General features: G+C 66.2%; 23 protein-coding genes and 1 pseudogene. 4 read left to right on the top strand and 20 right to left on the bottom strand.

Annotated features, from left to right (window positions below; all coding sequences use genetic code 11):
• Positions 1-9 precede the first annotated feature (9 nt).
• The 7 genes and pseudogenes from NS1_RS01475 to NS1_RS41275 all read right to left on the bottom strand — a co-directional run.
• Positions 10-1,065, bottom strand: coding sequence for an NADH-quinone oxidoreductase subunit B family protein (locus NS1_RS01475; protein ID WP_062980779.1), 1,056 nt, complete (start codon positions 1,063-1,065; stop codon positions 10-12).
• Positions 1,066-1,136: 71 nt separating this feature from the next.
• Positions 1,137-1,976, bottom strand: a complete 840-nt coding sequence (hypB, locus tag NS1_RS01470; protein WP_062980778.1) for a hydrogenase nickel incorporation protein HypB — start codon at positions 1,974-1,976, stop codon at positions 1,137-1,139.
• Complete coding sequence (locus NS1_RS01465) at positions 1,934-2,308, bottom strand: hydrogenase maturation nickel metallochaperone HypA/HybF (RefSeq protein ID WP_062980777.1); 375 nt, start codon at positions 2,306-2,308, stop codon at positions 1,934-1,936. Before NS1_RS01465 ends, hypB begins: the two co-directional genes overlap by 43 nt.
• An 80-nt stretch (positions 2,309-2,388) precedes the next feature.
• On the bottom strand, positions 2,389-3,108 hold the full coding sequence (locus NS1_RS01460) for an energy-coupling factor ABC transporter ATP-binding protein (protein ID WP_062980775.1): 720 nt from the start codon (positions 3,106-3,108) through the stop codon (positions 2,389-2,391).
• On the bottom strand, positions 3,105-3,866 hold the full coding sequence (cbiQ, locus tag NS1_RS01455; protein ID WP_062980773.1) for a cobalt ECF transporter T component CbiQ: 762 nt from the start codon (positions 3,864-3,866) through the stop codon (positions 3,105-3,107). The genes NS1_RS01460 and cbiQ overlap by 4 nt, the downstream gene beginning before the upstream one ends.
• A complete protein-coding gene (locus tag NS1_RS41420) occupies positions 3,866-4,231 on the bottom strand; it encodes a PDGLE domain-containing protein (RefSeq protein ID WP_307618685.1) in 366 nt (121 codons plus the stop codon). Before NS1_RS41420 ends, cbiQ begins: the two co-directional genes overlap by 1 nt.
• 66 nt (positions 4,232-4,297) lie before the next feature.
• Positions 4,298-4,963 (bottom strand): annotated as a pseudogene (locus NS1_RS41275) (energy-coupling factor ABC transporter permease); the annotation flags it as partial.
• Between the two features lie 108 nt (positions 4,964-5,071).
• On the opposite strand from NS1_RS41275, the gene NS1_RS01445 reads away from it, so the two are divergent.
• Together NS1_RS01445 and NS1_RS01440 are read left to right on the top strand one after the other, a co-directional pair.
• Positions 5,072-5,470: a low affinity iron permease family protein gene (locus NS1_RS01445; RefSeq protein ID WP_062980771.1), complete on the top strand. Its 399-nt coding sequence runs from the start codon at positions 5,072-5,074 to the stop codon at positions 5,468-5,470.
• Between the two features lie 263 nt (positions 5,471-5,733).
• Positions 5,734-6,966, top strand: coding sequence for a TetR/AcrR family transcriptional regulator (locus NS1_RS01440; protein WP_063816052.1), 1,233 nt, complete (start codon positions 5,734-5,736; stop codon positions 6,964-6,966).
• A 214-nt stretch (positions 6,967-7,180) separates the two neighbouring features.
• Here NS1_RS01440 and NS1_RS01435 read toward each other — a convergent pair whose 3' ends face one another.
• The 10 genes from NS1_RS01435 to NS1_RS01390 form a co-directional block, all read right to left on the bottom strand.
• A complete protein-coding gene (locus NS1_RS01435) occupies positions 7,181-7,675 on the bottom strand; it encodes a DUF6764 family protein (RefSeq protein WP_062980767.1) in 495 nt (164 codons plus the stop codon).
• Between the two features lie 54 nt (positions 7,676-7,729).
• On the bottom strand, positions 7,730-8,401 hold the full coding sequence (locus NS1_RS01430) for a fasciclin domain-containing protein (protein WP_062981442.1): 672 nt from the start codon (positions 8,399-8,401) through the stop codon (positions 7,730-7,732).
• 264 nt (positions 8,402-8,665) lie between these two features.
• Positions 8,666-9,685, bottom strand: a complete 1,020-nt coding sequence (locus NS1_RS01425) for a Rieske (2Fe-2S) protein (RefSeq protein WP_157125053.1) — start codon at positions 9,683-9,685, stop codon at positions 8,666-8,668.
• Positions 9,682-11,256, bottom strand: a complete 1,575-nt coding sequence (locus tag NS1_RS01420; RefSeq protein WP_062980765.1) for an FAD-dependent oxidoreductase — start codon at positions 11,254-11,256, stop codon at positions 9,682-9,684. The genes NS1_RS01425 and NS1_RS01420 overlap by 4 nt, the downstream gene beginning before the upstream one ends.
• Positions 11,256-12,017 carry a class I SAM-dependent methyltransferase gene (locus tag NS1_RS01415; protein ID WP_255284368.1) on the bottom strand — a complete coding sequence of 254 codons (762 nt, stop codon included), beginning with the start codon at positions 12,015-12,017 and terminating at the stop codon, positions 11,256-11,258. The genes NS1_RS01420 and NS1_RS01415 overlap by 1 nt, the downstream gene beginning before the upstream one ends.
• Positions 12,014-12,343, bottom strand: coding sequence for a lycopene cyclase domain-containing protein (locus tag NS1_RS01410; protein WP_062980763.1), 330 nt, complete (start codon positions 12,341-12,343; stop codon positions 12,014-12,016). Before NS1_RS01410 ends, NS1_RS01415 begins: the two co-directional genes overlap by 4 nt.
• Positions 12,340-12,693: a lycopene cyclase domain-containing protein gene (locus NS1_RS01405; RefSeq protein WP_062980761.1), complete on the bottom strand. Its 354-nt coding sequence runs from the start codon at positions 12,691-12,693 to the stop codon at positions 12,340-12,342. Before NS1_RS01405 ends, NS1_RS01410 begins: the two co-directional genes overlap by 4 nt.
• Positions 12,694-12,855: 162 nt before the next feature.
• On the bottom strand, positions 12,856-13,824 hold the full coding sequence (locus NS1_RS01400; RefSeq protein WP_062980759.1) for a phytoene/squalene synthase family protein: 969 nt from the start codon (positions 13,822-13,824) through the stop codon (positions 12,856-12,858).
• On the bottom strand, positions 13,821-15,341 hold the full coding sequence (gene crtI, locus NS1_RS01395; RefSeq protein ID WP_062980757.1) for a phytoene desaturase family protein: 1,521 nt from the start codon (positions 15,339-15,341) through the stop codon (positions 13,821-13,823). The genes NS1_RS01400 and crtI overlap by 4 nt, the downstream gene beginning before the upstream one ends.
• Positions 15,342-15,370: 29 nt before the next feature.
• On the bottom strand, positions 15,371-16,507 hold the full coding sequence (locus tag NS1_RS01390; protein WP_084503334.1) for a polyprenyl synthetase family protein: 1,137 nt from the start codon (positions 16,505-16,507) through the stop codon (positions 15,371-15,373).
• Positions 16,508-16,748: 241 nt separating this feature from the next.
• Here NS1_RS01390 and NS1_RS01385 point away from each other — a divergent pair, with 241 nt between their 5' ends.
• Positions 16,749-18,221, top strand: a complete 1,473-nt coding sequence (locus tag NS1_RS01385; protein ID WP_062980755.1) for a phospholipase D-like domain-containing protein — start codon at positions 16,749-16,751, stop codon at positions 18,219-18,221.
• A gap of 70 nt (positions 18,222-18,291) precedes the next feature.
• On the opposite strand, the gene NS1_RS01380 is transcribed toward NS1_RS01385, so the two are convergent.
• Positions 18,292-19,242: an LLM class F420-dependent oxidoreductase gene (locus NS1_RS01380; protein ID WP_062981434.1), complete on the bottom strand. Its 951-nt coding sequence runs from the start codon at positions 19,240-19,242 to the stop codon at positions 18,292-18,294.
• Positions 19,243-19,445: 203 nt separating this feature from the next.
• Here NS1_RS01380 and NS1_RS01375 point away from each other — a divergent pair, with 203 nt between their 5' ends.
• Positions 19,446-20,525: an alkaline phosphatase family protein gene (locus NS1_RS01375; RefSeq protein ID WP_062980753.1), complete on the top strand. Its 1,080-nt coding sequence runs from the start codon at positions 19,446-19,448 to the stop codon at positions 20,523-20,525.
• A 16-nt stretch (positions 20,526-20,541) separates the two neighbouring features.
• Here the strand turns inward: NS1_RS01375 and NS1_RS01370 are convergent, their stop codons facing one another.
• Positions 20,542-21,807, bottom strand: coding sequence for a hypothetical protein (locus tag NS1_RS01370; protein WP_062980751.1), 1,266 nt, complete (start codon positions 21,805-21,807; stop codon positions 20,542-20,544).
• Complete coding sequence (locus tag NS1_RS01365; RefSeq protein ID WP_062980749.1) at positions 21,804-22,901, bottom strand: polyprenyl synthetase family protein; 1,098 nt, start codon at positions 22,899-22,901, stop codon at positions 21,804-21,806. Before NS1_RS01365 ends, NS1_RS01370 begins: the two co-directional genes overlap by 4 nt.
• Positions 22,902-23,423: the final 522 nt, after the last annotated feature.

Genomic DNA, 23,423 nt, shown 5'->3' with positions numbered 1-23,423 from the left:
AATCGCCTCCTACCAGGTGCGGGTGGCGCCGGATTCCAGCTTCTCGCCCTTGTGCCGCCATCGCGGCTCCTTGTCCACCGTGCGTCCGGTGATGTGGCGCAGACTGCGGATCACCGACCCGTACAGCCCTGATGCCGTCGAGGAGATCTTGCCGCCGGGCGGCTCGTCCATGAACGGCATGAATTTGTCCGGGAATCCCGGCATGGTGCAGCCGATGCAGATGCCGCCCACGTTCGGGCAGCCACCGACGCCGTTGATCCAGCCCCGCTTGGGGACGTTGCATTTGACCACCGGGCCCCAACACCCCAGTTTCACAATGCATTTCGGGGAGCCGTACTCGTCGGCGAAATCGCCTTCCTCGTAATAGCCCGCCCGATCACAGCCTTCGTGGACGGTGGCGCCGAACAGCCATTTCGGGCGCAGCGCCTCGTCGAGGGGAATCATCGGGGCCTGTCCGGTGGCCATGTAGAGCAGGTAGGTCAGCGTTTCGGACATGTTGTCCGGATGGGCCGGACAACCGGGCACGCACACGATCGGGATTCCGGCCTTGGATTTCCAGTCCCAGCCGAGGTAGTCCGGCACACCCATCGCGCCGGTGGGGTTACCCGCCATGGCGTGGATGCCGCCGTAGGTGGCACAGGTGCCGACCGCGACCACCGCGGTGGCCTTCGGGGCCAGCCGATCGAGCCATTCACTGGTCGTCATCGGCTGTCCGGTGGCGGGATCGTTGCCGAAACCGCACCAGTAGCCCTCCTCGTGGAGCTGTTCGTTCGGGATGGAACCTTCCACCACGAGCACGAAAGGTTCGAGTTCACCACGGTCGGCTTTGAAGAACCATTCGAGGAAATCGTCGGCGCCGCCGGTGGGACCGCATTCGAAGTCGATCAACGGCCAGTGGACCGAGATCTGCGGGAGGCCGGGAAGAGCGCCGAGCGCGATCTCCTCGATACTGGGCTGCGTCGCGGCGGTCAGCGCGACCGAATCACCGTCACAACTGAGGCCCGCGTTGATCCACAGCACATGGATCAGGGCCTGTTCTGCTTTGATTGCTTCCTGGGTAGGCATGGGCTGTGCCACTTTCTGAAGCGAGATCGCAGGCTCGCGAGAACCTACGCTGTGATCCTGATCACGTCAGTCTATGTCGCCGGTGAGTGATCCTCAATAGTTGCCGATCGCTGCCGACGGAGCCAGTCGTACCATCGCGCCATGCCGGAACCGCTGGTCACCGACAGGGGCAGGATCTGCGCATGCGGGTTGATCCTCGCCGCGTATTCCCGGCATTTGTCCAGGTCGAAGTCGACATAGGGCAGCAGGTCGATCTTGTTGACGAGGACCAGAGAGGCCGCGGCGAACATGTGCGGATACTTCAGCGGCTTGTCGGTGCCCTCGGTCACCGAGATAACCACAACTTTGCCGCGTTCACCGAGGTCGAACAATGCCGGGCACACCAGGTTGCCGACGTTCTCGACGAACAGCAGCGTGCCGGGTGCGGGATCGAGTGACTCCAGCGCGCGGTAGGTCATCTCGGCGTCGAGATGACAGCCCGCGCCGGTATTGATCTGCACGACCCGACAGCCCGTCGCCCCGATCCGCTCGGCATCGAGCAGGGTTGCCTGATCGCCCTCGATCACCGCGATCGGCACCTCGGTGAACTCGCGGATCGTGCGTTCGAGCAACGTGGTCTTGCCCGCGCCGGGCGAGCTGGTCATGTTCAGCGCCAGAATGTCGCGGGCGGCGAGCCATTCGCGGTTGCGCTGGGCCAACAGGTCATTTTTGGCCAGGACTTTCTGCTCGAGGGTGATGGTCTCGGTCACCGGCAGGTGCACGTGATCGCCGCCGTGACCATGGCTGTGGCCGTGCGGTTCGTGTTCGTGTTCGTGTTCGTGTTCGTGTTCGTGTTCGTGTTCGTGTTCGTGTTCGTGCGGGAGGGTGATCACCGCGGCGTCGTCGTCGCCACATCCACAGGTTGCGCACATTCTCGGCTCACTTCCATCGAGCGGATTCGGAGTTCGTGCCCGGCTCTGATCTCGACATCGGCGCTGCCGCACTCGCACAGTGCGATCGGCTCGAGCACGGTGAACTCCGCGCCACAGCTTCGGCAGCCCGCCCGGCCGGGTACCACGTCGATCTCGAGGCGCGCGCCCTCGGCCAGGGTGTCCTCGGCAGCGAGTTCGAAGCAGAACTGCATCGCCTCCGGAACGACCGCGCACAGCACGCCCACCTCCAGGAGCACGCTGTGCACCTGTGCACCCGCCGCGTGTTCGCACACGGCGTCGATGACACTCTGGGTGATCGCCATTTCGTGCATCGCAGTCTCGGCTCGTCGAGGGTGAACCCATCGCTCAGGTTACTCCTGAGCAACCCACCTACGCGATGGTCGGCACATGCTCAGCTGAGCCGGTGTGCGGCGAGCAGCGCGGCATCGCCGAGGATGTCGGCGGTGGGGCCGTCGGCGACGACTTCGCCGGCGTCGAGGATGACGGCTCGCTCGCAGATCCGTTGCGCGTAGGGCAGGTCGTGGGTCACCACGAGCATGGTGGTCGGCAGCGACAACAGGATCCCGGCGAGTTCGCGGCGGGCCACCGGATCGAGGTTGGCGGCGGGCTCGTCGAGGACGAGGACCTCCGGTCGACACGACAGCACCGTGGCCAGCGCGGCCCGGCGGCGTTCCCCGAGCGACAGGTGCGCCGGTGAACGCCCGGCCCGATCCGTCATCCCCACCCCGTCCAGCGCCTCCCGTACGTATTCGGCCAGGGCGTCGCCGCGGACACCGAAGTTGGCGGGCCCGAACGCGACGTCCTGTTCCACGGTCGGCATGAACAGTTGGTCGTCGGGGTCCTGGAACACCACCCCGACCCGTTGCCGAATGGCGCGAACACTGTTGCGGTCCAGCCGCATCCCGCCGATGTGCACCTCCCCCGAGGTTGCGGTGAGTACCCCGTTCAGATGCAGCATCAGGGTGGATTTGCCCGCGCCGTTGGGCCCGAGAACGGCCACCCGCTCCCCTGGCGCGATCTCCAGGTTCACCCCGTTCAGCGCGCCGGTCCCGTCGGGATAGGCGAACGCCAGGTCGACCACACGCACCGCCGGTGCCGTCGGTTCGGTCACCGCACCATCCAAGCACCCGCGCAGACCGCGATCGCGGCGGCTGCGGGCAGGCAGCCGAGCAGCCATTGCCTGCGGGTGGCAGGCGGGGTGCCGACATCGGGCACGGTGCCGTCGAATCCGCGTGACAGCATGGCCAGATGAACTCGTTCGCCGCGTTCGTAGGATCGCAGGAACAGGGTGCCCGCGCCGCGTGCGGTCGCACCGGCTTGGCGCAGTGTGCGTGGGTCGTCGCCGCGTGAGATCCGTGCCAGCCGCATCCGCGCCGCCTCGTCGACCAGCACGTCGACATAGCGCAGCATCAGGACGACGATCATCACGATCGTGCCGGGAACGCGCAGTCGCGTCAGTCCTTCGGGCAAGGCACGCACGCTCGTCGTCGCGGCCAAGGTCAGTGAGATGCCCACGCCGATAGTGCCTTTCGCGATAATGCCCCACGCAGCGTAGAGGCCGGTCACCGACAGCGACAGCCCGAAAACCTCGGTGCGGGGTTGCCCGGCGGCGAAGGGCAGCAGGATCGCCAACACGACGAACGGCAACTCGATCAGCAGACGCGGCGCGATCCAGCGCAGCCCGATTCCCCACCACCGCCACAGCGCGACCAAGCCCAAAGCATAACAGCCGAACGGCCACAACAACTCCCGTGGTGTCGCCACGACCGCGAACACCGTAACCACCGCGCAGACGATCTTCACCTCGGTCGGCGCCCGATGCGCCGGTGAATTCCCCGCCAGATACAGCCGGTGGACCGAGGCGCTCACTACTCCCGCTCCGTATCCGACCGCGCCGCGACATCACCCGCGCGGGCCGCCGGGCGCGATCCGTTTCGGCCGATCCGGATGGTGCGGGCCACCGCGAACAGCACAGCGAAGGCGGCTCCGACACCGACGACGCCTGCCGGACCGGCCAGATCGCTGTTGCCGTCGATCGCGTAGTCCGCCAGCGGAGAACCGACGAACCGGTGTTCCTCGGCGCTCTGCGCGATGCACTCACCGTGCAGCTCCTCGGCCCCGTTCACCTCGACCGTGGAGCACCCGCGTCGGGTGGTGGCGTCGAGCCCGTCGGGCTGTGAACTCGCGGCATAGGACAGCACCCCGGCAACGAGCACCGACGTCGCGGCGAACACCCACAGAAAACCGGTGAACGACAACCGCACGCGAGCGGGAGACGCTTTCGCGGACACCGGTCCGGCGGCACGCAGCACATAGACCAGATCGGGTCGTACGCTCACCACCGCCACCACGGTGATCGCCGTGATGATGCCTTCGCCGACCCCGATCAACGCGTGGGTGAGGAACATGAACCCCGCGACCGCCCCGACCGTGGAGCCCGCAGCCCCGCCGATTGCGTATTCGACGACAAAACCCATTGCGGCACACAGTGTTCCGATGAAAGCGGCGACGAACGCCACGACACCCATCCCGGTGTCGCTACGCCGGTGCAGCAGCGCTGTCCCGGCCCGAGCGACGAGATATCCCACGCCGACGCCGATCAGGGCCATGTTCGTGATGTTGGTGCCGAGTGCGGTCAGCCCGCCGTCGGCGAACAGCAGCGCCTGCACGACCAGCACCACCGCCACGCACAATGCCCCGAGAGCGGGCCCGACCAGAATCGCGGCCAGCGCCCCACCCAGCAGGTGCCCACTCACACCGGGCAGGATCGGGAAGTTCACCATCTGGACCGCGAAGATGAACGCGGCCACCAGCCCGGCCATCGGCGCGGCACGCTCATCGAGTTCAGCTCGTGCTCGCCAGCCCGCGAGCCCGAGTCCCACCGCCGCGATCCCCGCGAAGATCAGCGACGTCGGCGCATCGACGATCCCGTCGCTCATATGCATTGCTACGGTGCTGCCGTTCACCTGTCAGAACACTACGCCCTTTATCTGTCCAAGTGAACAGATGAAGGAATGTCCGACCGCGACATCGGTCCGGCTGCGACAGGGGTGAGATGGGCCTAGAATTCGATGATGGAGCGCCACAGTGAAACCGCGCGCAGCCGTAGCGGAGGTGATCACCGCTCGCCTTTCGACCGGTTCGTCGAGCAGGCCGAGCTGCGAGTGAGTCAGGCTCCGTTCTTCTTCGTCTGTGCCGGAATCGTCACGGCATGGCTGATCAGCTTGCCGTGGTGGACGGACCTCAAGACGTGGCAGGTCGCCATTCACACTGTCGCGAGCGTCTTCACGCTGCTGTTGGTGGTACTGCTCGAGAACGCCGGCCGCCGCGCGAGCGAGGCCGCACAAGAGAAACTCAATGTCATCGCCGAGGCACTGGCCGCGCTCCTGGATTTCTCCGCGTCCACCGATCCCGAACTCCGGGTGGCCGCGGATCGACTACGAGACGCCGTCGGGCTCGAACAGCGCCACTGACTGGCACGAAGTCAGCGCTCGCGATCGCCGACGTACTGCGGACGCGTGCCAGACGGCCGTTCTGCCGGCCGACTGAATGACCAAGTTCAAGTTACCCGAGCTTCTGATGCCTGAGCCGAAAGCACGAGAACGCGTGGACGCATCATTGCAGACTGGATGGTCTTTTGACGGTGAGGAGCTTCGAATATGTGACCTTCGATTCAGTTCCTGCCGAGGCAGCGTGGAACCCGCTGCGGAACGTGTTCCACCACTACTGTCGGGCTATGGTCGTTGGTAGAGTTCACACAGCAAAGACAGCGCCTGGTCCCCAACCGAAGCCGAGTAGCCCTGCGCCGGTCCGGCGGAGGCCGGCCGACCGTCGTGAGCACATCGCACGGGTTTCCGCCGAAGCATTCGGTGCACGAGGACTGCACGGCGTGAGCATGAACGAAATCGGCGCCAAGTTGGACATCAGCCACGCCGCTGTGTATCGGCATTTTCCCAGCAAATACAGCCTGTTCCGGCAGGAGACGCTACGGCTCAGCGAACTCGGAGTGCGGGTGGTGCGCCTGCCCGAAGTTGCGAGGAACTGGGATCCTCAGCGCAAGTTCGACTTCACCGTCGACGCCATGATCGGTGCCGCGCTCGCCAACCGGGGCTGCGGTGCGCTGCTGCGATGGCAGCACCGCTACCTCGACGACGACGACCGGCGCATTCTGCTGGATCAGGTCGCCACCACCGAAGCCGCTTTGCGCAATCGGATCGAGCAGATGCGACCCGAACTGTCCGACGCGGAATGCTCCGTCATCACCAGTGCATTGATGAGTGTGATCACCAGTGTCTGCGACCACCGCACCCGCGTTCCGGCCCCCGAGCTGGCCGAGATTCTGGCCACGACCTGCAAAACGATTGTCGGCACGACGCTTCCGACCATGGTGCCCGCCGACACCGACCTTCCTGCGGTGCGCAGGCACCACCACGAATTGGTGATGTTCCGAGCTGTCGAACTGTTCCGTACACGCGGTTACCCCGTCGTCAGCGTCGAGGACATCGCGACAGCGTCCGGGCTGCCTTCCGCGTCGGCGCTCTACCGCTATTACCGCAGCAAAGGTGACCTGCTCACCGCCGTATTCCATCGTCGTCTCGACCGAATCACGACCGCCGTGACCGCTGCTTCCGACGGCGACCCACATGCCGCGCTGACCCAGCTGATCGAGAGCTATGTCCAGGATTCGATCTCCGAGCCCGGACTGTCCTTCGTGTACCACGCCGAGATCGCCAATCTCCCGGCTGCCGACGGCGCGACGATGAACCACCGTCAGCGACTCGCCATCGAGGCCTGCGCCCAATTCGTCACCGCCGCCCGGCCCTCCTTACCGCCCGCGCACGCCCAAGTCCTCGTCCACGCAGCACTCGCCCTCGTCGTCGACCTGGAGCAATTGATGGGAACCGACCATCCCGAATGCGGCGCTGCCCGAATCGAGCACCTGATGTCCGATATCCTCCTCGGCACCTAGGGTGCGACCACGCAGTCCGTGGCAGGTGTGGCGACCACCGACAGCGTCCGAGTCCGCCCGCGCCTCGGTCGCGCTGCGCGCACCCTAGGGGCGCGCGCAGCGCGAGGATTCGCGCGGCTCCCGATGACACCTACAGAATCCACAAAGGCTGGCGCGCAACAGGTTCGACGCTCGAGGAGTGGTGGTATCGGCTACCCACCCGGTCGTTTACGAGTCACCCGAGGGAGACGCAGCCCTGCAATGTCTGGAAGTCACCGGCCAGCGCCGGGCCACCCACGCAGGTCGGCGTGGTCTTCCCGTCGATGGTGACACTTGCACCGGCACCGGCGATCCCGAGCGCCAGTCCGGGCCGCACACCGCTGGCGTCGACCGTCGATCCTGGGCCCAACGCGAGCGCGGCCGGCCCGGACAGGCCCTGTGCCTGCGAGGTTGCCGCGCCGCCGCCTACGCCGATCGCGAGAGCGAGCGCCTGTGGCCCCGCCGACGCCGCGGCGGATCCATCGACTCCGAACGCGGCAGCGGCACTTCCGCCGACGCTCGACGCGGCGCATTCCGAAGTGTCCGATGAATTCTCGATCATGCCCGCGCCGGGAACGCGGCAATCGACGGGCGCTGCGCCGGCAGTCGGCGCCATCGCGATCACGCCCGCGATCGCGATGGCCGCGCCGAAGCCGATTCCTGTTACTCGCCCGTAATGGTGAATCTTCATGTCAATCTCCTAGAGAGTTGTTCACTGTGTCTCGTCGAGATATCGACGAGATTCTCACTGCGGCATCAGAACCGAATCAATCAGGTAGACCGTGGCATTGGCGGTATTGATGCCACCGCAGAGCACTGCGGCGTCGTTGACTTTCAGATTGTCACCGGAGCCGGTGACCGTCACCGTGCCACCCTGCACCGTTGTTTGCGTACCCACGATGGCGTCCGGCGCGATCCGGCCCGGCACCACGTGATAGGTAAGAATCTTCTCCAGCGTGGGTGCATCGGTCTTCAAGCTCTCGATGGTGGCGGGATCGACCTTGGCGAAGGCCGCGTCCACCGGAGCAAAGACCGTGAACTCGCCGCCGTTGAGCGTGTCGACCAAGTTGACCTGGGGATTCAGCTGACCCGAGACCGCAGCGGTCAAGGTGGTGAGGAGCGGATTGTTCGATGCCGCCACCGTCACCGGTACTTCGGACATACCTTCGACCGACCCCGGCCCGGTCGGGACTTGCGCGGCATACTCGGCGCAGCCCGGGCCCACCAGGGTGTCCCCCGCCGCAGCCCCCGAAGTGGGCGTCATCGATTGTGTCGACATCGATGACGTTGTCGCCATCGCCATCGACGTCGATGCCGAGTCCGATGACGAATCATCTGACGAACACGCCGCCAGACCGAACATCGCCATCGCTGCCACCCCTACCGCTGCCACGGTTACTCTCGTGTTGCTTCTCATCGTGTTCACTCGCTTTCTCCTTCCGACGAGGCGGCGGGGTTCGCCACCACGATTTCCGACGGTCATCGAACTTTCGTCCAGGTTGCCGACGGCCAGAGGAGAAGATGCACCCAAGGCTCGTACGGGCTGGTGCGAGGGCAATTCCGTGAGCTGATCAGGAGTTGCCGAGTGGTCGCCGACATGCGGTTGTCACCTCCAATGATCCTAGGAGCGAAACGGACGCGATCGAGCAAATGATGCAGAAATGATGCACACTTTTCGTGTTCACCCGCTCCGGTGCCGAGTGCGCAATTGGTAGCGACGCTCCGCGTAGGAGAGATCGTCACGCCACAATCGAGTCGCGGCGTGTGCCATCAGCGGCCTCAGCGCGGTGCCGGCGCGTCGGGCTACGCGGAAGCCACGCCTTCCGCTGTCCGCGACCACTGCTTCGATGACTGCCGTGCGCGGCTGTCCGTCAGGTCCGACGCCCAGTGGAGTGGCATGGGTTTCGACGACACTGCCCTGTCCTTCGCCGTCGATGATGCGCATCGTCAGCGTTCGTGGTTCCGGGCTGATGAACTCGGCGTGTACGGGGACGCCGAGCCGACCGCCGACCCGGAAGGTGACCGCGACGACGAACCGTTCGACAGAGTCGGCGGCGCCGGGTTCGGACGCAGGAGATTCGAGCACCTCGAGATGGGCGAAGGAGTAGGGGTGAAACCAGGACCCGTGCCAGGGATCGAGCCGGTTGGCGATGATGTCGGCGGGCTCACACACCCCGGTCACGGTGGCGACCGCCGAGATCGCGCGATTCGAGGCCGGACGAGCACCGATGACCGGCGCGTCCAACGGCGGTTCGGCGCCGATGTGGTCGAGTCGGACCCAGACCAGAACCCCGTCGTCGTGGCACGGCAATGCTGCCCAGCCTGGTCCACCGTCACCGCTGAGCCGTAGGCCGTGCCAGCGGCACACCAGCGCCCCGCAGTCGACTCTCGCCTGAGCAAGCGGCGCACCGAGGTGCGGACATGCGCCGGGTCCGACCAGCAGCCGCTGCTGCTGGTCGCGCCAGGCCACGAGCTCTACGCCGGCGACTGTGGCACCGAAAGGCCGATCGTTTCGAACGTCACGGCTCGCGCCGAAGACGTACCAGTTCCCGGAGGGACGGTTCTGCGACCGTTCGAGTGCTGCGCCGATGACAGCGGGGTCGGCGTCGCGGTAGGTGGGATTCTGGGCAGACCACCGTTCGGAATCGACAGGCTGCACCGGCCAGCCGGTGGGCCAGCGCCGAAAGATCCTGTCGCTCATACAGATTCCTCCTGGATCGGCGCTTTCGACATTTCGCGCGCGGCGAGACGGCGCAGCACCGCGTGTCGTCCGGTCGTGGGCACGGTGTACAGGTCGTGCCCGGACAGGCCCCATTGCGTGAGCAGGGCATTCGCCGCGGTCCAGCCGGTCGTGGCGGCACGTTCCATCAACGCGACAGGCAGGTCGATACGGATACCGTCCCCGGCCAGCATCAGCTTGTCGTGCGGCGTGCGAACCGGCGGACGGGCGGCGTGGTCGCCCACTCCGAACAGGGGGCAATCCTGTCGCCACAGCACCTGTTCACCGACGACCCTCGCATCGGCTGTCTCGGGATAGAGGTGGTGCAGTCGAGCGAGAAGCTGTGCGCGGATCTCACGCTCGAACTCTGGTGTCCGAACCTCGGACAGTGCGTAGGCATGCAGTTCGACCACCGCACCGTTGTGCCGCTCGGCCCAGGAGCGAGCCCGATCCTCGTAGCGGTCGAGAACGCTGATGTTATCCAGTGGAGGCATCCCGCCGGTGGCGAGAAACGCCGGTCTCTCCTGCGCGACCGGCCGATCCAGCCACAGGCGATGGACGAGAAACGGTGGAGCGCTGCGCAACGCCTGGATCCGTGAGCGCCAGTCGGAATCGCCGAGATCCGGGGAGTCGGCGACGATCCGACGCAGCCCGGCGACATCGGTCGCCAGCACGACCGCGTCGGCATCGACGACGCCACCGACATCGTCGTGAACTCGGAAGGTTCGGTTTCCACCCGTCTGCACCCGGGTGACGGTCGTTCCGGTGCGGATCCGGGATCCGCGCGCTGCGAGGTACTCGCTCAGCGGCGACCACAGTGCGGAGTCGTAGTTCGACGTCGGCACGTCGAAGAGCAGCCCTTCGCTGGATCCGAGGAAGTAGATGTGGAACATGGCGGCCAACTCGGCGGCCGACATCTGCGTCGGCGGCGCGAAGAAGCTCCGGGAGAAGACCTCGAAGGCGAGATGGCGTGCGGCGACGGGAAATTTGATCTTCCGCAGAAACGTTTCCGCGTCCACATGATCCAACTGGTCGTAGATGGCGGGCACCGACACCATCGCCAACGGGGCCGCGGCCCTGGCATCGAGTCGCCACAACTCGTGCAGCGGAAACGTGCGACTGCGCGCCGCGAAGGCGAGCGCGTTCCATGGTGGGGTGAGCGGCAGGCGACGGAACGAATCGCGTCGGCCTTCGGCATCCACCAGCGGATAGTCGTCGACGCGCGTCATGCGCTGCAGTAAGGGATCGGTGCGGCGCAACAATTGCCGCAGGTTGTAGTACTGCCGGAAGAAGGCATGAAAACCACGGTTCATCGCGATCGTGGTGCCGTCGGGAAGGGCTTCGGTCCACCCGCCGACGCGACCGCCGAGATATTCCTGGCCTTCGATCACCTCGACCTCGATACCGCGTTCGGCGAGCCCGGTAGCGGCGGCCAGCCCGGCGATGCCCGCGCCGACCACAACCACGTACGGGCGGGTGCGCGGCTCACGACCGACAGGACGGGCGGCGGCATGGTGAACGATGCGCCGATCGCGGCCGATAGCAGCGTCCACTAGCGCTCGACTCCATCCAGGTACTGAGAACGATGGGTGGTCGCCAGGAACGTGTGCACGATGCCGTGCTGCCAGCCTGGGACGGTTTCGCTGCAGACTGCCGTGAAGCCGTTCTCGCGCAGCCGCTCCCGGAATCGGGACGTGCTGTCGAAGGAGACGACGCTTCGTTGGAGGTGTCGGTACAGCGTGGCGTCGCGGCTGAGCATCCATCCGGCGGGCACGATGATGGTGCGGCACACCGTGTTCCAGACGATGCGGGACCACCTCGATTCCGCCACCGAGTATTCGTGCACCCCCAGTGGGGCGCCAGGGCGTAGCAGCGCGGCGAACGCGCGGAGCTGGGCGTCGGGGTCGGCGAGATTGCGCACGAGATAGGCGGCGAAGATGCCGTCGAAGGGTCCGACAACGCCCGCGGCCTCGATATCCTCGATACGGCTGTGCACGAACCGGACGGAGTCGGGCCATGTTTTGGCACGCGCTCGTGCGAGCATCTGTGCCGATCCGTCGACAGCGACGATCTCCGCTTTCGGGGCGACCGACAACAACGCGGCGGTGGAAGCACCTGTCCCGCAGCCTGCGTCGAGCAATCGAAGCCCTGCCCCGCGGTCGGGAAGTTGCATCCGGCGCGCGGAGGTGCGCAGGTGTTTGTGATAGCCGGGATTCACCGCGACGAGGCGGTCGTAATCGTCGGCGACCGCGTCGAAGGCAATCGGGACCTCGTCGCGAGATAGCCCGTCGACACCGATTCGAGAGTCGTTCACAAGCGCACACCTTTCCGATCCCGGATTCGTTCGCGTTCCCACAGCAGCAGGACCGCGGTGACCATGGCGAAGCCGAACAGGTAGTCCTCGACCGGGATGTCCCACGGGAACCGGATCCCGGTGATGTGTTCAGCGTCGTAGAGAACCAACGGTGCGGTGAGTTTGGTGAGCCAGCCGTCGACCAAGATCTGGAAGCCGAGCACGATGACCATCGACAGCCAATAGCCGGGCCGGCGGAACAGCCCTGTCCGGAGGAACGCGAGTTCCCATACACAGACGAGGACCACCGCGACCAGCGCGGGCAGCGTATAGCCGAGGCCGGTCACCGGGTCCGCTCCGAGGGCGCCGAGGGCGACTCGGTGGGGTGCAGCCGCTGGAGAATCGTCTCGACCGCGTTGTAGGTGAGCAGTGCGCACAGCGGTATGACGAGGAAGAAGACCAGTTCCTCGACCGGTATCGCCAGCGGCAGCGTCCAGCCTGTCAGATAGCGCGGGCTGTAGGTCCAGACGTCGGCAGCGATGGCCATCGCGTCCCAGACGAGGAACACGGCGGCCACCGGGAGCACGCATCGAGCGAGCCGGGCGGGGCGCCGATAGACCCCGCCACCGAAAGACTCCAACGGCAGGGTCACCAGCAGGCAAAGCCCCATGACTATCAGGTATTGCCAGCGTTCCATCGTGTCACCTAACTCTCGGTCAACAACACGCGGTCCAAACGGCGAAACCATCGGTCCATCTGCTCAGGGATCTCGAGGCATCAGGTACTCACAGCACAAACTAGTCCCGGATCCCGCCGAGTTGGATGACCCGCACCGCCTTTTTTCGCCGAGTTCGAGAGATCACGTCAACCCTTCGGCTTTTGTCAGTGCGCGTGCGCGCCCGCCTCGCCGCGCCCACAACGCGCGAGCCAACGCCGAACCGGCGACCCGGGTGCGACGCGCGTTGCCCACGGTGGCGCGTGCGGTGAACACCGCGAACTCGGTGTCCTCGATGCGGTCGAGAATCTCCGAGTACAGCACAGCCGCGGTGGCGACACAGGGTCGCGACACCGGGTGCAGCAGCTCGATTCCGGCGTCGGCGTATCGGTACCAGTCTCGGGCAATCGCATGTTGTGCGGACAGGGCCGATCGCACCTTGGTGTCGGTGCGGCGATTCGTCCGGCACCACTGCAACCGGGCGCGATCCACATCGAAAGCGGCCAGCTCGTCGGCAGGCAGATACACCCGGCCACGGTCGAGGTCTTCGGCGATGTCTCGAAGGAAGTTGGTGAGCTGGAACGCTTTTCCCAGCGCGGCCGCGTACGGGGCGGCATCGGCTTGTGCGCCCACGGTGCCGAGCACCGGCAGAACTTGCAGCCCGATCACCGCTGCCGAACCGTGCATATAGCGATCCAGCGCGGCCCGGTCCGGGTAGTCGGTCACCGTCAGATCCATGCGCATCGAGTCGAGGAAATCGTCGAACAAGGCGTGGTCGATCTGGTATCTGGCGGCGGTATCGGCAAGCGCGGCAAGGATCGGGTCGTCTCCGGGGGTCCCGGAAAGACTGTCGTGCAGGTCCTTCGCCACCGCGTCCAGTCGTGCCGCCGCAGAGCCGGCGGCGGCGTCGGCCGGGGGTTCGTCGACGATGTCGTCGGCCCACCGGGCAAAGCCGTAGAGCGCGTGGATCGCGGGCCGTTGGGCGGGCGCGAGCAGCCGAGTGGCGAGGAAGAACGTGCGTCCATGGCGCGCGTTGAGGTCCCGGCATCGCTGATAGGACTCCCGCAGCCCCGCAGCGCGGATGCCGGCGGCGTCGAGTTCGGTGTGCATCATCGTCGATCACTCCTGGTCGCAGTCGAGGTCCGCGAGGTCGACACCGTGCCGGTGACGCGGTCGGCGGCGAGACGGCCCGACAACAGGGCCGTCGGCACGCCGACGCCGGGCACGGTGCCGCAGCCGGCCAGCACCGCGTTGGCCGTGCCGCGTGGCATGTTCGCGGGGCGGAAGGGGCCGGTCTGGGCGAAGGTATGCGCGAGTGAGAACGGAGTGCCGGCCAGCAGGCCCTGCCGTTCCCAATCGGCGGGAGTATCCACGTGCATGATCTCGGCGTTTTCGACGAAGCCCGGGACCACACGGTCCTCGACGATCGCCGCGAGCTCCTCGCTGTAGGCGGTGGCGCGGCGATCCCAGTCCAATTCCTTGCTGCGGTAGAGGTTGGGTACCGGAGCGAGAACGGTGAACAGGTCGCGCCCGCGCGGAGCGAGGGCGGGGTCGGTCGCGGTGGGCCGGGTCACCAGCAGCGACGGGTCAGACATCAACTCCCCCGCACCGATCAGTTCGTCGAAGGTTCGCTTCCACGCTTCGCCGAAGACGAGGTTGTGATGTGCTGTCGGCACCGTGGCGGGCATTCCGATATGCATGACGACCGCAGAGGGTGCCGGGCGCCAGCGGATCGGACGGCGCGGTGTGCGATCGAGCAACTCGTAGGCAGTGGGCAGTTCAGTCGCCAAAACAACGGCATCGCAAGGGATTCGACGACCGCGGTCGGTGAGCACCGAGGTGATCCTGGAACCGCGCCGTTCCAGGTCGTGAACTGTCTCGCCGTAACAGAACGTCACACCGGCATCGACGGCGGCGGCGGCGAGGGCCTCCGGTAGCGCGCGCATTCCTCCGCGCGGGAAGTAGACCCCACCCACCGTGTCCATGTAGGAGATCACCGCGTACAGCGCCAACGCTCGTTGTGGCGACACCCCCGCGTAGAGCGATTGGAAGGTGAACACTCGGCGCAGTCGTTCGTCGGTCAGAAAGGATCCGATCGCCCTGTCGAGGCGCCGGAATCCGCCCAATGCGATCAGCCGCGCGAGCGCCGGTGTCAGCAACGAGAGGGGGGAATCGGCGTTCGCGGCGATGAACCGATCGAATTCGACGCGGTACAGCTCGCTCATCCACGCGCGCATTCGGCGATACCCGTCGACTTCCCTGGGTCCGGCGAATGCCAGAACCGACTCTTCCATCGCCGATGCGTCGCTGTGGACATCCAACCCGCTGCCGTCGGCGAAGTGCGCGCGGTACGCGGGAACGACCGGCAACAGGTCCAACCGGGAGTCGAGATCCTCTCCCACCGCGGCAAGGGTGTCGGCGACGATATCGGGCATGGTCAGCACCGACGGCCCGGTGTCGAGCAGATACCCATCGACATCGCGGCGTCCCGCTCGACCACCGGCGAACATCTCACGCTCCACCACCGTGACAGTGCGACCACGTCCGGCCAGGTGCAACGCCGCGGCCAGACCCGCCAGACCGGCGCCGACGACGACCACCTCATCGGTTCTTCCCGAGATCGTTCGCATCGTTCCCTTTCAGTCGGTGGTGACGGCGGTCAGTGCGTGCGGTGGGTGCACAGCAGCGCCATTCGGTGCAGAGCATCAGCCACCGATGGTTCGAGATCGGCGACGTCGAGCAGCCGACGCGCATGGTCGACGCGGTCGCCGATCATCTGTTCAGCGCACTGTGCCGCGCCGCTGTCGGTGACCACCGCCTGTGCGAGCGCCACGTCGCGCTCATCGATGACCTTCTTCGTCCAGAGATCTCGTAGCCGGGCGCGGTCCGACGGCTCGGCCAGCTGATCAGCCAGCGCGATCACGGTGGTCGCCTTCCGTTCTCGGACGTCGTCGCCGGTCGGTTTGCCGGTTGTCGCGGGGTCGCCGAAGATGCCGAGCAGGTCATCGCGAATCTGGAATGCCTCCCCGATCACTTCGCCGTATTCACCGAGAAGGCGCATCACCGTCGCGTCGCAGTCGGCCATTGCCGCACCCAGCTCGAGGGGTCGGCGCACGGTGTAGTTGCCGGACTTGCGGCGCGCGATGTCCATCACCGCGTCCAAGGTCGGAACGCGGTTCGCGTCGTTGGACAAATCCGCGAGCTGGCCGACCGCCAGTTCGCTGCGCATCGAGTCATAACGTGGCCATGCGCGATCCAACGCGGCGGCACCGACCCCACTTTCACGCAGCATGCGCTCGGCCCACACCAAGTACAGGTCGGCGAGCAGGATCGCCGCCGACTCACCGAATCGGGCCGACGATCCGGACAACCCCTGATCGCTGTGCCACGCGGCGAGCCGCAGATGGGCCGACTTCCGTCCCCGCCTGACCTGGGACTCGTCCATCACGTCGTCCTGCACGAGCGCGAACGCGTGCAGGAGCTCCGCGCTGGCGGCCGCGCGCAGCGCGGGTTCGGACTCACCGAGACCACCGCACAGCCAGCCGAGATAGACGAACACCGACCGTACGCACTTGCCGCCCGACGCGAAGTCGATCATCAGCCGACCGGGGAGCGAGAACCCTTCTGGGTCCAGTTCCGCCGTGCAACGCGCCCGGACGAACTCATCGACGTGATCGCGTACCGAGCGCTGCGTACGGTCGAGCCACCCTGCGAACTGCGCGGAACCGTCCTCGCTCGGCGACGCTCGGCAGTGCTGGATCGCGATAGCTGTTCGCTCTGCATCCACATCTCCCATTGTGGCATCAACTCCCGCATTTTGCATCGTTTATGCATCGAATACTGGGTCCGAGATAGATCACGCCTAGGTACAACACCCAAGATTCACACGGTTCGGCCCTGAGATCGGGCAGGCACGCACCAACGGCGACGTGTCGTGGCCCGGAGCGGCGGGTAGGCCCCGAGCGGTCGGCGGCCCACCCAGTATTGTGAATCGTTCACCTGCGGGGACGGGTGCCGAACGACGGGACTGACGACACATGAGCGACGAGCGACAAATCCTCACTCCCGGCGAAACCTGCTGGCAGATCGCCCAGGCAGATCGCCTGGCCTGCATCATCGACGCGGCGGACTACTTCCACTACGCCAAGGCCGCGATGCTGCGGGCGCGCAAACGCATCGTGCTGATCGGCTGGGACTTCGACACCCGGATCAAGTTCGAACCGCAGGGCAAGACCCTCGAAGGGCCCGATCGGCTCGGCAAATTCCTGTCCTGGCTGCCGAAGCAACGTCCAGATCTCGAGATCTACCTGCTGAAGTGGAATGTCGGTGCGTTCGCCGCGATCGGCCGGGGGATGACACCGATCTTCGTCGTCAATTGGATGACCGACCGACGCCTGCACTTCGAAATCGACGGCGCGCACCCCGTCGGCGCGGCGCACCATCAGAAGATCATCGTGATCGATGACCAACTCGCGTTCTGCGGCGGCATCGACATGACCGTCGACCGCTGGGACACCAGCGACCACCGCGACGACAACACCTACCGAACCGCGCCGAACGACGACCGCTACGGCCCTTGGCACGATGCGACCACCGCCGTGGACGGCGCCGCGGCGAAGGCCATCGGCGAACTGGCCGCCGCCAGGTGGAAATCGGCGACGGGACAAGAACTGAGCCCGGTCGACGAGATCGCCGGGGACACGCCGTGGCCGGAAGACCTGGAGCCGACGATGCGCTCCGTCGACGTGGGGATCGCCCGAACTCTGCCCGAACTCGCCGACCGCACCGAGGTCCGTGAGATCGAGGCGCTGTATCGCGCGGCGATCGCGGGCGCCACCCGCGCGCTGTACATCGAGAGCCAGTACCTGGCATCGCGCACCCTCGCCGAGGCGATCGCCGCGCGCCTACGCGAGCCGAACGGCCCGGAGATCGTGCTGGTACTCCCCCGCAATGCCGACGGTTGGCTCGAGCAAGCGGCCATGGACGGCGCCCGCCGACGCCTCCTGCATCTGCTGTGGAAAGCCGACATCCACCATCGACTCGGCGTCTACTACCCGGTCACCGCCGCCGGTGCGCCCATCTATGTCCACGCCAAGGTGCTGGTGATGGACGACCGCCTGCTGCGGGTCGGATCGTCGAACCTCAACAATCGATCGATGGGCTTCGACACCGAATGCGACCTCGCCGTCGAGGTCACCCCGACAACCGCCGACGGCGAAGTCCTCCGTGACACCATCCTCGGCATCCGCCGCCGCCTGCTCTGCGAACACCTCGACGCCGACCCCGCGAAATTCGACGCCACCCTCGCGGAAACATCCTCGCTCGTGCGCACCGTCGAAGCGCTGCGCGGCGAAGGCCGCACCCTGGTCCGATTCGACCCCGACACCGTCGCGGACGAGGACAGCGTCCTGGCGGAAAACGAGCTGATGGATCCCGAACGCACCCCGACAAAACTGTGGGACAGCCTCTTTCCGAGCCGAGACGTTCGCCGCACGAGGTCGACTCGATAAGCACGGCTACCTCCTCGGCGGGGCACTAATCCGCGCCACACCCATTCTTGCCAGGCCGAAAAGGCGCGACTCAGCCGTGGACCAGCGGGCTCAGGGCCTTGCCCGCCAGTTCGAGGATGCCCGGTTCGTGACCGTTGGCGACCATGTTCACGATGAGGCCGTCGACCCCGTGATCGAGGATGCGGCGCTGGACCTGCTCCGCCACATCGTCGGGGGTGCCAGCGAACACGCTGTCCTGCGAGATCACCACCACGACATCGCGCTGCATGAACTCCCGCGCCAGCTTGCGCGCGCGGTCGCCGTTCTCGTCGACGACGACGACCGCGCGGAAGCTGGTCTCCAGGGTCTGCGGGTCGCGCCCGGCTTCCTCGCAGCGCTGTCGCAGTGTGGCCAATTTCCGCGGTAGGTCGGTGGTGTGGCAGAGGAGGTTCAGGTGGTCGGCGTACCGCGCGGCCAGGCCGAAGGTCTTCTTCTCACCGCCGCCACCGAGCAGGATCGGTAGGTCGTCACGCACCTTCGGCTCGTTGATCGCGTTCTCGGCGCGGTACCACTTGCCCTGGAAGGTCGGCCGCTGCCCGCGCAGCATCGGCGAGATGATCTGCAGGGCCTCGTCCAGCCGCTGGAACCGCTCGGTGAAGCTGCCGTATTCGAAGCCGTAGCCGAGGTGCTCCTGCTCGAACCAGCCCGCGCCGATGCCGAGGGCCGCGCGGCCGCCGCTGATCACATCGAGCGTCGTGACGATCTTGGCCAGCAGCGCCGGATTGCGGTAGGTGTTGCAGGTCATCAGGGTGGCCAGCTGGATTCGCTCGGTGACGGTGGCCAGCCCGGCCAGGGCGGTGTAGGCCTCCAGCATCCAGTCGTCGGGTTGCCCATAGACCTGATAGAAGTGGTCCATGAAGAGCACGGCATCGAATCCGGCCGCTTCCGCCTCCCGCGCCTGCGCGATGACCTGCGGGAACAGTTCGCGTGGGGAGGCCGCGTAGCCGAAGTAGGGCATCTGGTATCCGAGACGAATGCTCATGTTCGACGACCCTACGGCCGTTTCGAGCGTCGACAGCGAGCGATAGCCCATGGCAATCAACCGAACCTCACACAGCAATGGCTCGGAAATTCACCGCACGCAACGGGCGCGCGACTATGGAGATTTCCCAGTGGGCGGGACCGTACAGGTCAATTGTCCAATTTGCGGGGTGTCGTAGTCGCTCGGCAACTACGGTGCCGCGCATGTCTCGTACTCACCGCATACTCGCTGCCGCCACCTTGGCTGCTGTCCCCTTCGCCGCGGCAGCGCCCGCCCCCGCGGCTCCCGTCGTGAACAAGGTCGTGGTCATCGGCATCGACGGCACCCTGTGGAGTGAGGTGTCGGCGGCCGATGCCCCCAACCTCGACCGCCTGGCCGCGGAGGGCACCCTGGCACGCACCTCCATCGCCCCGCACACCACCATGTCGTGCGTCTCGTGGGCAACGGCGCTGACCGGTGTGTGGGATACCAAGCACGGGATCCAGGACAACGGCTCCACTTGCACCGCAGGACCTTTCGCACAGTATCCGACGGTGTTCACCCAGGTGGAGCGGGAGCGTCCGGCGTTGTCGACGGCCTCCATCGGGACCTGGGACAAGATCGGCATGATCGCGCGCACCGGCAGCCCGCAGGCCGACCGGGTGGCCGTCACCCAGATCGATCCCACCGGTGCGGGCGTCTGTGAGACCACCGCCGATTCCCATGCCACCGCGGAGGTTGTCGCGGCCATCACCGAGGAGGCGACCGATCTGCTGTTCACGCACCTCGATCAGGTGGACATCGTGGGTCACACGCTGCGCGGGGTCTGGCCGCAGGCGTATCGCGATGCCATCGGCCGAGTCGACGGCCTGGTCGGGCAGATCACCGCCGCGGTGGACGCCCGAGCGGCCGCGCATTCGAACGAGCGGTGGACGATCCTGGTGACCACCGACCACGGACACAAGCCGGACGGGGGGCATGGCGGGCAGAGCGCCTACGAGACAGCCAGTTTCGTGATCGCGCGGGGAGCGGGGTTCGCGGCGGGAACGCAGAACAACGGATACACCCTCGCCGACATCACACCGACCGTTCTGGACCTGCTCGATGTCTCGGCTCCCGCGAATCTCGACGGCGCGTCGATGCTGACGGGCGGCTCGGGCAACCCGTCAGCACCGGTGCCGAATACGCCCCCGGTCGACTCCGGGATCACCGGTTCGTCGTCCGGTTCGGCACAGGCTGCCATGGTGGCGAATCCGCTGTGCATCCTGGGTAGTGGATCGGCGAGCGGTTCGTCCGAGAGATAGTGCGTTGAAAGCTGGCCTACCGATCGCCCCCGCCGGTGTCGAGGGCGCCGAGTTGGAGTTGTGTGGCGAGGGCTTGCAGTGCGTCCGGGTCGTGCGGTGGTACCCGTTCCATAGCGCTGAACGCCAGGTGGTCGGCGATCAACATGGTGCGTACCTCGGCGTCGGTGAGCTCGCCGGTCAGCGCGCCTTCGGGCAGGGTATGCACCATGGCGAAGGTGGTGTCGACGATCAGCGGTACCAGCGAGGTCGGCATCGACAGCGGGTCGCCCACCACGAGCGCCTCGGTCACCGTGTTCGTCCCGTCGCCGAACTCCGGTGAGTCGTCCAGCATTCGGTGGACTGCCACGTCGACACTTCGCCGCACCCGATCCAGCATCCTGGTCCAGTACTTCGACGAGGCCGCCGCGAGGAGCGCGGCGCCGACCTTGCGCCGGAAGGGCGGCGGCGCGTCGACGGCACCGCACAAAAACGCGGTCGTGGTGATGGTCATGTGCGCCATCGCCGCCCGCGCACCGAAACTCGGCGTGGCGGGACCGAGCCTGGCCAGCAGGGCGAAGCCGCCCAACGCCGGCACCAGGAGCTGAAGCATCACCTTCCGCTTCAGTTCCGCACGGTCGGCGACGCCGTAGATCTCCAGCTCGTTGTCGCGCAGGTCGTTGGCGGACTGGGCGATGATGGCCAGACAGCCGGCCAGTTCGCGCAGATCCGCCTCGGGCACAACGGGTTCGGTGACGAGTTCACACGCGTAATAGGTGACCCGGCCGAGCACACCTTCGCTGTAGGCGACCCGCGGTAGCGGCGAGTCGATGTTGCGGGCCATCACCCGTGCGACATCGATGACCACCGCGCCGACACGCTTGCGCCCGGCCGGCGACAGCGCTGTGAGCAGAGCCCTGATGTCGCCGATGCGCTCGGCCAGAAGCCGGTCGACCGCTTCGCTGTCGCGGGCTTCCGCGCTGACCGAAGGCAATGCGGGAGGCTTGGTGTCGGTGTTGCCGTTGAGGTAGTCCGCGGCGTCCAGCACGGCGCAGCTCGCGATCGCGCGGTCACTGAGGTCCTCGAAGGCGTCGAGAACTCGGCAGGCCAGCAGGGCGGCGGTGGCCTCTGCCTGCAGATGCGTAGGCAGGAAGCTCACCGAGATACCCAGGTTGCGACCGGCGGGGATCAGCGCCAGCCGGGCCAGCTCCTCTGGTGAGGAGGCGGCCCGTAGCGCGGCCATGTCCGGTGCGCGGCGCAGGTGTCGAAATCCATGGGCGAGTGATCCGATTCTGGTCTGTCTCATCGGGTGATCACTTCCTGTAGCAGTGCATGGAGGTCGTCGCGAGCAGACGACGACGGGAAGATGTCGAGCGCAGCGCTCGCCTTCTGCGTGGCGTCGAGGGCAACCGTGCGCGCGGCTCCGGTGGCCCCGCTGTCGATCAGATCGGTTTGCAGGGTCGCGCTCGAGGTGTCCGCGGACAGCCACATCTCCCGCGCTCCGGGGCGCATCTCGAGCCATTCGATCACCGGCCAGGTCGGAACCCGTCGTTCCAGGTCGCCACCTGCGTCCTTGCCCAGTTCCGGACCGCCCTCGATATCGCGGACGTCGTCCATGATCTGGAACGCGAGTGCGAGCTCATCGGCATATGTCATCAACGCTCGCAGGCGATCGTGATCGGCGCCGCCCGCGGTGCCGCCGTAGGAGCATGACAATCGGAACAAGGTGCCGGTCTTGGCGCCGGCGACGAGTCGGTAATGACGGCGCAGCGCGGTCGCTTCGACCGCGGGCGGCAGCATCTCGATGAGCTGGCCGAATGACAGATCCGACAGCCCGTCGGAATACGTCACACCGGGCAATTCACCCAGACACGCGAACGCTCTCGGGTTGTCGGCAAGCACCTGCGCGATCAGTTGCACCGCAGCACCTGCTATGTGGAATCCCGCTCTGGCGGCGACGCGCACACCGAACGCGGCGGGCACCGAGGTCGCGCCGCGGCGCAGCAGCGAACCATCACAGATATCGTCGTGCACCAGCGAGGACTCGTGCAGCATGTCCATCGCACAGGCCAGATCGATGGCGGCGCGACTGGGTTCGCACGCGTCGGTCACGAGCAGACCCGCACTCGCGAGAACCAGACGTGCCCGCACCCGCTTGCCGGGAGCGGCGAGGATGTGCCTGCAGATATCGTCGAATTCACCACCGCTGATGAGGATTTCGTACAGGCGCGCGTTGACCAGCGCGAGCAGTTCGCGCGTCGCGGAGCCCTGGTATTCGGTGATCGGCTCAGTCGCACTCGGATGTCTGAGCATCAGCGCGACGGGTTCGCCCTGGCGCTGCGGGTTCCCTGTCGGACGAGCATCGTTACGGCGGACTTCGGGTAGCGCGGGATTGTCCATAACGCTGAATTCCTTTGGTGCGGCCACATGGCGGTGAGATCCCCGGATGGTTCACTGGGGCTGACAGGATCGAGACGGGTCAGTTGACCTCCCCCTGATCTGAGGCCTCGAACCTCACGCCAGGAACCTGCGGACAGATCCGTAGCGTCGTGGCACGTAGGCATACGGTGCGCTGGTCTTGCGCTGGAACGGTGAGTTCGGACGTCACGATCCATGGATGGTCACGTCGACATGACGGGGACAATGTGGGTACGGCCGGGAAACCTGCACAGACCGTTCACGAAAACGCCATTGTCCGGCGATCGGTCATCTGAAGAGAACGACTTCGCTGTGCCGACGACTCTACGTCGTCAATTATGTTGCTGCACAAGCGATTCAGTGCTTTGTAACATTCCACGGGACCGATCGCGGATATTTGGGTTCTACCCAATTCCCCGGCCACGACACGACCGTGGCCACGCCGGTCCGAGGCGGCACTACTGACGTCTGCCGCCGACGCGAACCCCCTGACAGGTTCTCGAA

The sequence above is a fragment of the Nocardia salmonicida NBRC 13393 genome (assembly GCF_001613085.1).
Taxonomy (GTDB): Bacteria; Actinomycetota; Actinomycetes; order Mycobacteriales; family Mycobacteriaceae; genus Nocardia; species Nocardia salmonicida.
The sequence above is the reverse complement of the archived record's forward strand: the minus strand, read 5'-3'. Positions and strand labels throughout refer to the sequence as shown.